Here is an 11,595-nt window from a genome sequence, read left to right as displayed (position 1 = left end):
AAAAAGTAGTCGCTGATTTCCCAAAGCTATATTTTGGGAATTGTATTATTTAATAGTTAAAATTTGTGATACCGTCATTTATTTTAATTAAATTTAAATAATTCTATAGCTTATGTTGAAATTTACTGAGAACGGGATTTATTGTGTGCCGGGTCAATTTTACATCGATCCGTGGAAAGCTGTAGACAAAGCATTGATCACTCACGGCCATGCAGACCATGCACATTGGGGTATGAAATCGTATTTATGTCACCATTTTACGGTACCAATTTTGAAGAGTCGTATTAGTGCGGATATTAATGTACAGGGAATCGCATATAATGAGATTATACGTATTAATGGAGTGCAAGTGAGTTTTCATCCGGCGGGACACATCATTGGATCTGCTCAAATTCGCATGGAATATAAAGGCCGAGTCGTTGTGGTTTCTGGCGATTATAAAATTCAAGATGACGGACTATCGACACCCTTCGAAGTGGTTAAATGTCACGAGTTTGTCACGGAAAGTACTTTTGGATTGCCGATTTACCGATGGCCTTCGATAGCCACACAGCATCAACAATTGCAACAATGGGTTATAGACAATCAGAAAATGGGTAAAACCTCTGTTTTTATAGGTTATTCATTGGGTAAAGCCCAGCGAATTATGAAGGCGATTGAAGGGATCGCTCCGATATATGTACATTACTCGATTGGGAAACTCAACGAGGCTTATAAACAAGTGGGTATAAAATTGCCTGAATACCAGGCGGCAGATTTTAGAGAATCAGTAGCTCATTTAGATCAACAGCTTGTGATACTACCACCGTCATTGGTCGATACCTCGGCTTTTAAAAAGATTCCCAATAAAGCCTATGCCATTTGCTCGGGCTGGATGCAGGTTCGAGGTGCTCGCCGTTGGCGTAGTGCCGATGCGGGTTTTGCAATCAGTGATCACGCCGATTGGGATGGATTAATTACTGCCGTTCAAAATACGGGAGCAGAAAAAGTATATGTTACCCACGGACAAACCGCGGTTTTTGCCAGATATCTGACGGAATTAGGCATAGAAGCAGTGGAACTGCAAACGGAATACGGAAATGAAGAAGACGATAAAACTCCGGAATAAAAGGACCTATGAAAACATTCGCTACTTTAATTCACGCTTTGGATAGCACCAACAAAACCACGCATAAATACGAGGCGATCTACCGTTTTTTGGACACGGCCGACGAAACAGATAAATTGTGGTTTTTGGCTTTGTTTACAGGTAGACGCCCCAAGCGTTCGGTCAATACCACCCTGTTAAAGCAATGGGCGATAACCTTAACGGGATTGCCTGAATGGTTGTTTGTAGAAAGTTATGCCACCGTCGGCGATTTGGGAGAAACCCTTGCTTTAATCCTGCCTCCAAGTGAACAGACCATAGAACAATCCTTATCGCAATGGATGGATCAGATTATCGCCTTGCGCGATGGCACGGAAGAAGAGAAACGCAAATTTGTAATTGATGCGTGGATGCATCTCAATCTCACAGAACGGTTTATCTTTAATAAATTGATCGGAGGTAGTTTTAGAATTGGTGTGTCCTCCAAAACATTAATCAATGCCTTTGCGCACTACTATCAGTTGGAACCCGCCGCGGTGACCCATAGTTTAATGGGGAACTGGCAAATGGATCAAGTCAATTTCGAAGACCTCGTTCACGGCAAATTCACCGAAGTACACAAGAGCAAGCCTTATCCATTTTGTTTGGCTTATGGCTTGGATAAAGAGACAGAGGAATTGGGGGAGGCAGCACAATGGCAGGTGGAATACAAATGGGATGGCATACGGGCACAAATCATCAAAAGAGACGGTGAAGTTTTTATCTGGTCTAGAGGGGAGGAGTTGATAACGGCTCAATTTCCAGAAATCGAACAAGAGTTTTTAAAGTGGACTGATGATTTTGTTGTTGATGGCGAATTACTGGTTGTGATTGAACACCAAATACAAAACTTTACTTCCCTGCAAAAACGACTCAATCGAAAAACGCTAACCAAGAAAATGTTGCAGGAATTACCTGTTGCAGTCTATCTCTACGATGTATTAGAATATCAAGGCACCGACATACGGGAACAGCCCTTAAGGAAAAGAAGAGTGATTTTAGAAAAAATAGTCAGGCAAAACCCGTCCACAGTGGTTGTGATTTCCCAAAGAGAACAAGCGTCCAATTGGCAGCAGGTTGCAAAAATTCGCTCCTTGTCGCGCGAACATTCCAGTGAAGGACTGATGATTAAAAACCTGGATTCCCCTTACCACAGCGGTAGAAAGCGCGGTGATTGGTGGAAGTGGAAATTGGATTCGTTAACGATAGATGCGGTATTGATTTACGCTCAAAAGGGCAGTGGTCGACGCAGCGGACACTATACCGACTACACCTTTGCCATTCGCAATGGCGATACCTTGGTTACCATTGCCAAGGCCTATTCGGGCCTGACTGATAAAGAAATTCAGGAAGTCAGCAAATTCGTTAATAAAAATGCTATAGAAAAGTTTGGACCGGTTCGGACGGTAAAGCCCGAATTGGTTTTTGAAATTGCCTTTGAGGGAATTGGTTTAAGCAGTCGACATAAATCGGGTGTTGCCTTGCGGTTTCCGCGCATCAAACGTTGGAGAAAAGACAAAACAGTAGCGGATATCGATACGCTAGAACAAGTGAAATCATTGATAAGCTAACTATTGAAAACAAAACTCAGCCAAACAGACGGTTATCTGCTCATTCACAATTGGATGGCAGAACGGGGTCAACAGCCTTTTGATTTTCAAAAGAAGGCTTGGTCGTACTATGCTCAGCACTATAGCGGTCTATTGGTTGCACCGACGGGTTTCGGCAAGACCTACGCCATTTTTTTAGCGGTTTTGATTGACTATATGAATCAACCCGAAACCTATGGTAAAGGTTTAAAGCTGATCTGGATCACGCCGATTCGGTCTCTGGCAAAAGATCTGGCAAAAGCGATGAAAGAAGCTATTGACAGCATTGGATTGGACTGGAAGGTATCGGTGCGCAACGGCGATACCTCGATAAAAGAAAAGGCCTTACAAAAGAAAAACGTACCCGATATACTGCTGCTAACCCCAGAGAGTTTGCATCTGCTGTTGGCGCAAAAAGATCGTGAAAAGATATTTGAAAACCTACAATGTATTGCCGTAGATGAGTGGCATGAATTGATGGGAAACAAACGCGGAATTATGGTTGAATTGGCCTTGGTCTATCTAACTCATGTTCGTCCCAAACTGCGCGTCTGGGGCATTACGGCAACCATTGGTAATTTGGATGAGGCCTTGGATGTTTTAATACCCCAAGCGGTAAAAAAGATAAAAATTAGCGCGAAAGAAAAAAAGAAAATACAAATCATACCCGTTTATCCCGATGAGGTAAGCCTGTTGCCGTGGGCGGGGCATTTAGGCGGTAAGTTGGTCGATAAGGTAGTGCCGATTATCTTAAATAGCCGCTCGACTTTGATCTTTACCAACACCCGCAGTCAGAGTGAAATGTGGTATCAATTATTGTTGGAAGCACATCCGGATTTTGCGGGTCAGTTGGCGCTACATCACGGATCCATCGATCATGCTTTGCGACAATGGATTGAAGAATCGTTGAGTGATGGTTTGTTAAAAGCCGTGGTATGTACGTCATCATTGGATTTGGGCGTTGATTTTAAACCCGTGGATACGGTGATACAGATTGGTTCCAGCAAGGGCATTGCGCGATTTTTACAACGTGCCGGACGTAGCGGTCACTCCCCACATGAAGTGTCTAAAATCTATTTTGTACCGACACATTCCTTGGAATTAATCGAGGTAGCAGCACTGCGACAAGCAATGGTCACCAACACCATAGAGGCGCGTACACCTTTGGTTTTGACCTATGATGTATTGGTGCAGTTTTTGGTTACTCTGGCTTTAGGAGGTGGATTTAAATCCGACGAATTATTTGAAGTCTTCCAGCAAACCCATGCCTTTCAATCGTTGGATGCTGAACAATGGGCTTGGTGTTTGCTGTTTATAACCCAAGGAGGTAAATTGGGGGAGCATTACGAGGAATTTCATCGGGTTTTGCGTCGCGACGATGGACTTTATGTAGTAGAAAACCGTAGAATTGCGATGATACACCGGATGAATATCGGTGTGATTGTCAGTGATGCGATGATACGTGTAAAATTCCTATCAGGTGGTTATATCGGTATGGTAGAGGAGTACTTTGTCAGTAAACTCAAAGTAGGCGATCGTTTTATATTGGCGGGGCGTATTTTGGAGTATATTCAGATCAAAGAATTAACGGTATATGTACGCGCATCCAAAGGCAAAGCCATCACACCGAGTTGGTTGGGAGGACGTTTACCTTTAAGCTCGGACTTAGGGCATTTTCTGCGTCAAAAAATAGGTGAATCTCAAAGTGAACACCCAAAGGATAAAGAATTGCAGTTTTTAAAACCCGTTTTGCAACATCAAAAACTGTACTCCCATATCCCCAGAGAAAACGAATTTTTGGTCGAACAAATCCATACGCGAGAGGGATACCATCTATTTATGTATCCGTTTGAGGGAAGAATCGTCCATGAAGTGATGGCAACCTTGATTGCCTACCGCATCAGTAAACTAGTAGCGATTAGTTTTTCGATTGCGATGAACGATTACGGTTTTGAATTGTTTACCGATCAGCCTATACCGCTCAATGAAGATATTTTAAAACAATTACTTACGGTAGAATCGTTGATGGCTGATGTTTTTAGCAGCATTAATGCCACCGAAATGGCCTTGCATAAATTTAGAGAAATTGCCGTAATTTCGGGTATGGTGATTCAGAGTTATCCCGGAGCTCAACGCAACAATAAATCTTTGCAGGCCTCGTCGAGCATTATGTTTAAGGTTTTGGAGGACTTTGAACCCCAACACCTGTTGCTGCGCCAAGCTTATACAGAAGTTTTTAACCAACAATTGGAAGAAGTGCGTTTGATGCAGGCATTTATTAGAATAGCGTCAAGTACCATCATCTATAAAGAATCTGATTTTTTCACGCCTTTGAGTTTTCCGATAAAAGTCGACAGTTTAAGACAGTCCTTATCCAGTGAAAATCTCGCTACCCGCATTGAGAAAATGATACAGCGCAATACCATTAAAAAGAAAAAGAGATAAAATGATCGAGCAGGAAATTCTATTTGCAGACAAAAGATGGATCATATCGAATCAACGAACGCTGTATTGGCCCGATAGGGAGATATTGATTTTATCGGATCTGCATTTGGGGAAAAGCCAGCATTTTCGCAAAAATGGCTTGGCAATTCCATCGTTAGTACACCAACGCGATTTAATCCGTCTGGAACGGCAGCTGGAACATTACAAACCCAAACAACTGATTGTCGTCGGCGATCTCATTCACGCAGCAGCTAATGCTGAGGTACAGCAACTAAGCGGAATTATAGGGTGTTTTCCCGACTTAAAAACCACTTTGATCAAAGGCAATCACGACCGTCATAAAGCGATGGTTTTTGAGCAGTTAGGTATAGACGAAGTGGTTGATTTTCTTGAAATCGATGGCATCGCCTTTGTACATCAACCGATAGTTAAGGCTGATGTCGCAGTGATAAGCGGACACATTCATCCGGGTATAGCCTTAACAATGACTACCAAAAAACAATTGCGATTGCCTTGTTTTGTCGTGCAACCCCAACAATTGATATTACCTGCTTTTAGCCTTTTTACAGGGTTGGATACTCAAAATCAATTGAAGAATGCGGTTTATTATGGCTTAGATGAAGAGGGGATTTTTATTTTATAAAAATGGTATTGCAGTTGCTGACTTAACAAGCTATCAAAATCATAAAAAATGCTAAAAAATATTGAGTACGGCTAGAAATGTCTAACTTTATTTCAGAATTAGGACCAACTTAATTTAGCTAAAAAAATATATTATGAAAATATTAAAAACCAGCCTTTTTATTGCCGCAGTAATCAGTACACAGTGGATGTCGGCCCAATTTAAGCAAGCGCCTTTGCCGTATGCTTACAATGCCTTGGAGCGTTCAGTAGACGCTCAAACTATGGAAATTCACTATTCTAAACACGGTGCTGCCTATACCAATAACTTAAACAAAGCCATTGCGGGTACACCACTTGAAAAGAAATCTTTAGAAGCCATATTAGGAAAAATATCTGCGGAAAGTCCGGCAGTAAGAAATAACGCTGGAGGACATTACAATCACGAATTGTTTTGGACGATATTGACACCAGAAAAAAATACCCAACCGTCTGTTAAACTATCCAAAGCAATAGTTGAATCGTTCGGTAGTATGGATGCCTTTAAAGAGAAGATGAGTAAAGCCGCTGCAGATCGATTTGGATCGGGTTGGGCTTGGCTGGCCGTTGATAAAAGCGGTAAATTATTCGTTAGTTCTACTCCCAATCAAGATAATCCGTTGATGGATGTAGTTGAAGAAAAGGGAACTCCTGTTTTGGGGATTGATGTTTGGGAACACGCCTATTACTTAAAATATCAAAACAAAAGAGCGGATTACTTAGCTGCAATTTGGGATATCGTCAATTGGAACGAGGTGAGTAAAAGATATGAAGCAATTGTTTCTATCAAGAAATAATCATTTAGAGATAATGAATAAAAAAAATCGACTGCCAAACGGCCAGTCGATTTTTTTTTATCGGTTTTCGGGTAATTTACAATTGCTTTATTTTGAATGACTTAAAAACTGAAGTAAATCTTTATTCAAATCATCTTTGTGCGTGATATTCAAACCGTGAGGGGCCTTTTTATACACCTTATAGATGGAGTTTTTAATCAATTGATGTGCTTGATCTCCGGCTGTGGCTATGGGTACGGTCTGATCGGCGTCGCCGTGTATGATTAAAACCGGTACATCAATTTTCTTGCATTCGGCTCTAAAATCCGTATCCATCCAGGCCTGCGCTGCTTTGATTGTAGCGTGTGCAGCAGCCTGAGAAGAAATGCTAAAATCAAAATCCAATTGAGCGGGATGTACCGTAGGATTTTTATCCGTATAGTTGTAAAATCCTTGGTGAAAGTCTTTTAAAAAGGCCAGTCGATCGGTTTTCAATTTTTGCAATATCTGATTCAAATCTTTCTGCGGAACTCCCTCCGGATTGTCTGCATGTTGCTTTACCAAAGGTATAATGGACGATACCAACACAGCTTGACTCACGTGTTTGGAGCCGTATTTGCTCAGATAGCGTATAACTTCACCGCCTCCCATTGAAAAACCGACCAAGGTGCATTTGTCAATTTTTAAATCGAGTATCAATTGATTCAAATCATCAGCCAATTCATCAAAGGAATAACCATCCCAAGGCGTCGCTGATTGACCAAATCCTTTTCTGTCATAAGCAATAACGCGGTAACCGTTGTCCACCAAATGAGTAATCTGGTATTCCCAGGATTTGGAACTCAAAGGCCATCCGTGTATTAATATAACAGCAGGTCCACTTCCGTAATCCATTATGTGTAATTCGCTGTTTTCATCTTTAACTTTTTTCATATGGAGCTATTTATAGTTTCGTAAAAAGGCAGTTGACATTGCGCGATTAAATAGATATAATTCAATCGAAACAGCCAAGGTAAAAGCGAAAATTCGTATCGATTAGTAAGTAGTGTGTATTATAAAAATAAAGGTTTATAGGTGTAAAACCTATTTTTTTTGGTAAAAATTAACAAAGAAATCAATAATTGTTGTTTTTAATGGAACAATTCGGTGTTTGAACGAATGGTCAAACAGCCGACGGTTTTGGATATGTAAAGCTGAAAAAGTAATTTTGATTCAGCTAAGAGTCTGGAGGGGGGTTGAAGAATCTACTGATTTATAAGGAAGGACAGTTGTGATTATCCGTGTAATTATATTAAAAAAAGACCTGTTTTTTGAGAGTCCATAAATACTGAATTAGATTTTAATAGTAACTTGCTGACTCTAGTTTTGGAATGAAGAAATAATAGCAAATAAGAAAAAAGATGTTTGAACGCGTAGTTTTAAATCCTTTACTGACTGCTGAGCTGATCGCGAAGTACGAGCATTTTTTTGTACCACAAAGTTTCGCAGCAAAAACGATCTTGTTGGATGAGGGACAAATAGCAGAAAAGGTGTATTGGATAAAAAAAGGATGTGTACGGGTGTGGATCAACCATCAAGGTAGCGATGTCACTTTCCAGTTTTTCTTAGAAAATAGCCTTGTAGCATCGATGGAGAGTTTTTGGAAGGGCATTCCGAGTCAGATTACTATAGAAACGATTGAAGCCTGTGATCTACTCGTAGCTGATAAAAAAGACATCAAAACCTTGATTGACGGCAGTTTGGATATACCGGTTTTTAGAGACCTGTTTATCGAGGCTCTTTTCGATCGTACTTTTGATTATATGCAGCACAGTTTATCGTTTATCAAATTGACGCCCGAGCAGCGCTATTTAAAATTACTCGCTGAACGCCCGGAGCTCGTTCAGCGGATTGCCCAACATTACCTCGCTTCCTATTTGGGGATTTCTAAAGTGCATTTAAGCCGAATCAAAAGTAAATTAGCTCTTAAATAATTGAATTTGATAACAAATGTTATCGTTCAGTCTTAGGAACTGTATTAATTTTATATTTTAATATTAAAAATTCTAAGGATGAAAGCTATAGCAGTAATGACCAAAGGGAGTGATCCTGTATATGTTGAAAAATACGAACAACCCCTTCCAAAAAATGATGGTGAAATACGTATTCATGTCAAAGCGGTTTCTATTAAAAACTTAGACCGCGCTATCGCGAGTGGCAAGCATTATTCTGCGCAGACTGCTGAATTTGTGCCGCGTGTAATTGGTACCGATGGCGTGGGATTGCTCGATGACAAAACACGGGTTTATGGTTTTGGAATGACGGGGATGTTGGCAGAAAAGGCCTTAGTTAAAAAAAACAGTTTGGTGATGATTCCAGACGGCTTGAGTAACGAATTGGCTGCGGCCTTACCCAATGCATTGATGGGATCGGTAATTGCACTAATGCTGCGTGCAAAATTGCAAAAAGGACAGCATGTATTGATTAATGGTGCAACGGGGATTACCGGAAAAGTGGCGATTCAAATGGCCAAGTACTATGGCGCATCGAAGGTAAGTGTAACGGGTAGAAATGAAGAGGTACTAAGTTCGCTGCTGGATTTAGGAGCGGATACGTTGGTCTCTTTAAAACAGTCCGAAGGTGATTTTATCGAGCAAATTAAAGCGATTGACTCTGAATCACCGGTAGACATCGTGATCGATTACCTTTGGGGACACAGTGCTAAGATGATTTTAGAGGCTTTAAAAGGTAAGGGGCATTATACACATAAAACGAAGTTTGTCAATGTAGGTGCGATGTCTGGGGATTTAATGGAATTGTCATCATCCATTTTACGCGGAACAGATATACAGTTGCTAGGGTCGGGTTTAGGAAGTTGGAATGACGAGGAAGTCAAGATCTTTTTTAAAGCCTTACTTCCTGAAGCCTTTAATCTGGCTGCTGCAGGTACTCTAAAAATGGATATTTCGGTATATCCGATGACAGCGATTGATGAAGTCTGGAACCCTTCCGTAATGTGGAACAGCAGGTTGGTGTTTACTGTAGATTAATAACAAATCGCAACCGACTTTTTTCAACGTTCTAATTGACTTTAAACATAAGACCACATCGGTAGTACAATTAATAAAATCGCATGCATCAAAATTTTTCAGATCATAAACCTGTATTTTTGCAAGGGATATCGATGAATAGGTAGGGACTACGGTACTTTCTGAAGTTTGGTACAGCGATTTTCAATTGCCGTGATTAAGTAACAAATAAAATGGTGTAGGCACAGGTTGCTTAAAATTAGGACTACAAATTCTATAAAAAAATGAGAAAAATTAAATTATATATAGCGACCTCCTTAGACGGATATATCGCGACTCTAGATGGTGGATTGGATTGGTTAACAGCATATCCCAACCCCGAGATATCCGACTACGGTTATAGCGATTTTTATAATACGGTTGATATAATTATAATGGGCGGTAGCACCTATCAGAGCATAGTGGATATGGACATTCCGTGGCCTTATGTGGATAAACAAACCTATGTAATAAGTCGTACTAAAAAATCTAATTCGAATATTGTTGAGGTCGTAGGCGAAGACATCATCTCAAAAGTAGCGGAATGGAAATCGACTCGTGGTGAAGATATATGGTTGGTTGGCGGAGGAGAGATGGTGGCTCTTTTTTTAAATAACAATCTGGTAGATAGTATGGAAATCACCGTAATTCCGACTCTTTTAGGCAGTGGTATTCCATTATTTCCTACAGTACAAAAGGCATCCAATTGGGCCGTCACTGATGTGATTAAACATAGTAATGGAGTGGTTACGACTCATTATAAAAGGGAAGACAAAAACAAAGCGGTAAAATAATATGAATCAAGCAGTTGGTCAGTGGGCAAAGTTGGTCCCCGAGTTGATCGTTTCGGATATCAGCAGCAGTCTGGATTTTTGGTGTGATCTGATCGGATTTTGTGTTGTATATAATCGACCGTTGGAGAAATTTGCCTACTTGAATTTAAATGGAGCTCAGATCATGTTGGAGCAATACAACGATTCGGACCGCGCATGGGAAACTGCGAAATTGGAAGCTCCGTATGGACGGGGAATCAATTTTCAAATAGAAGTATCCGATATACATGCGGTTATACAAAGACTGAAAATGGCAGATTGGCCGTTGTTTATTGCCCTGGAAGAACGTTGGTATACGGCAGATGCCGTAGCATTTGGTCAACTTCAATTTCTGGTACTTGACCCCGATGGTTATCTGTTGCGTGTGATAGAAGATTTGGGAGAACGGCCGATACAACAACCCGATCAAATCGATTGATACCATAACTAGCATACTTTACCGTTCCATTAAAAGCTTTTTTTAATCCTCGCTACTACAACAAAAATGAAAGAATATCTAGCTTCATTAAACATACTATCCACATCTGAATTAAATCAAATCGATGCGTATATCGTAAAACGAACGGTTGAAAAAGCCGCGGTACTACTCGAAGAAAACAAGGTTTGTCGAGAACTTATGTTTGTGGTTTCTGGGGTGTTGCGCAGTTATTATTGGAATTATAAGGGCGAACAAGTAACGAGTTGTATTGCTTTCGACAATGAATTTATGGCGGCTTATCCGAGTTTTATCCAACAACAAAAATCTCAGGAAACCATACACGCGCTGCAACATACCGAAATAGAAGCAATCAGCTTTGAAAATCTAGAAAAACTGTATGATAGCAGTATGGCTTGGCAAAAGATAGGACGTAAACTCGTTGAAAATCAATATGTTTTTATGAATCAGCACTTTACCGAATTTCAGCAGCAAAACGGCTCACATCGGTATGAATACCTATTGAAAAATTACTCCAAGCAACTCAATCTGATCCCACAGCACTATATAGCGTCTTACTTGGGAATCTCTACCCGACAATTGACGCGAATTCGCAAATCGCTTTTATAGACAATTGGCTACTTTTTACAGTCCTTGTCGATGCTACCTTTGAAAGAAAAATCACTACCACTTGTTTGAGTTTG

11 protein-coding genes are annotated in these 11,595 nt (G+C 40.5%); 10 read left to right on the top strand and 1 reads right to left on the bottom strand.

The features are described from left to right. Window positions 1–112 precede the first annotated feature (112 nt). The 5 genes from KO524_RS11765 (at window position 113) to KO524_RS11745 (ending at window position 6,617) form a co-directional block, all read left to right on the top strand. Window positions 113–1,108: a ligase-associated DNA damage response exonuclease gene (locus KO524_RS11765; RefSeq protein WP_219294322.1), complete on the top strand. Its 996-nt coding sequence runs from the start codon at window positions 113–115 to the stop codon at window positions 1,106–1,108. Window positions 1,109–1,116: 8 nt separating this feature from the next. After that, window positions 1,117–2,697 (top strand): ATP-dependent DNA ligase, encoded by a 1,581-nt coding sequence (locus tag KO524_RS11760; protein ID WP_219294320.1) that lies wholly within the window; start codon window positions 1,117–1,119, stop codon window positions 2,695–2,697. Between the two features lie 3 nt (window positions 2,698–2,700). Then, window positions 2,701–5,160 carry a ligase-associated DNA damage response DEXH box helicase gene (locus KO524_RS11755; protein WP_370629738.1) on the top strand — a complete coding sequence of 820 codons (2,460 nt, stop codon included), beginning with the start codon at window positions 2,701–2,703 and terminating at the stop codon, window positions 5,158–5,160. 1 nt (window position 5,161) lies between these two features. Then, window positions 5,162–5,803 (top strand): ligase-associated DNA damage response endonuclease PdeM, encoded by a 642-nt coding sequence (gene pdeM, locus KO524_RS11750; protein WP_219294318.1) that lies wholly within the window; start codon window positions 5,162–5,164, stop codon window positions 5,801–5,803. 133 nt (window positions 5,804–5,936) lie between these two features. Further along, window positions 5,937–6,617: a superoxide dismutase gene (locus tag KO524_RS11745; RefSeq protein WP_219294316.1), complete on the top strand. Its 681-nt coding sequence runs from the start codon at window positions 5,937–5,939 to the stop codon at window positions 6,615–6,617. Window positions 6,618–6,704: 87 nt separating this feature from the next. On the opposite strand, the gene KO524_RS11740 is transcribed toward KO524_RS11745, so the two are convergent. Next, window positions 6,705–7,529 carry an alpha/beta fold hydrolase gene (locus KO524_RS11740; RefSeq protein ID WP_219294314.1) on the bottom strand — a complete coding sequence of 275 codons (825 nt, stop codon included), beginning with the start codon at window positions 7,527–7,529 and terminating at the stop codon, window positions 6,705–6,707. A 467-nt stretch (window positions 7,530–7,996) separates the two neighbouring features. Between KO524_RS11740 and KO524_RS11735 the strand changes: the two genes are divergently transcribed. From KO524_RS11735 to KO524_RS11715, 5 genes are all read left to right on the top strand, one after another. Then, window positions 7,997–8,569 (top strand): Crp/Fnr family transcriptional regulator, encoded by a 573-nt coding sequence (locus KO524_RS11735; protein ID WP_219294312.1) that lies wholly within the window; start codon window positions 7,997–7,999, stop codon window positions 8,567–8,569. A 78-nt stretch (window positions 8,570–8,647) separates the two neighbouring features. Then, window positions 8,648–9,625 (top strand): zinc-binding alcohol dehydrogenase family protein, encoded by a 978-nt coding sequence (locus tag KO524_RS11730; RefSeq protein WP_219294310.1) that lies wholly within the window; start codon window positions 8,648–8,650, stop codon window positions 9,623–9,625. Between the two features lie 263 nt (window positions 9,626–9,888). Continuing rightward, a complete protein-coding gene (locus KO524_RS11725; protein WP_219294308.1) occupies window positions 9,889–10,437 on the top strand; it encodes a dihydrofolate reductase family protein in 549 nt (182 codons plus the stop codon). Window position 10,438: 1 nt separating this feature from the next. Next, window positions 10,439–10,894, top strand: a complete 456-nt coding sequence (locus tag KO524_RS11720) for a VOC family protein (RefSeq protein ID WP_219294306.1) — start codon at window positions 10,439–10,441, stop codon at window positions 10,892–10,894. Between the two features lie 66 nt (window positions 10,895–10,960). Next, window positions 10,961–11,521 (top strand): Crp/Fnr family transcriptional regulator, encoded by a 561-nt coding sequence (locus tag KO524_RS11715; RefSeq protein WP_219294304.1) that lies wholly within the window; start codon window positions 10,961–10,963, stop codon window positions 11,519–11,521. The last annotated feature ends 74 nt before the right edge of the window (window positions 11,522–11,595 follow it).

Source organism: Flavobacterium sp. NKUCC04_CG (genome assembly GCF_019345525.1).
GTDB lineage: Bacteria > Bacteroidota > Bacteroidia > Flavobacteriales > Flavobacteriaceae > Flavobacterium.
This window is presented reverse-complemented; position numbering and strand designations above follow the sequence as displayed.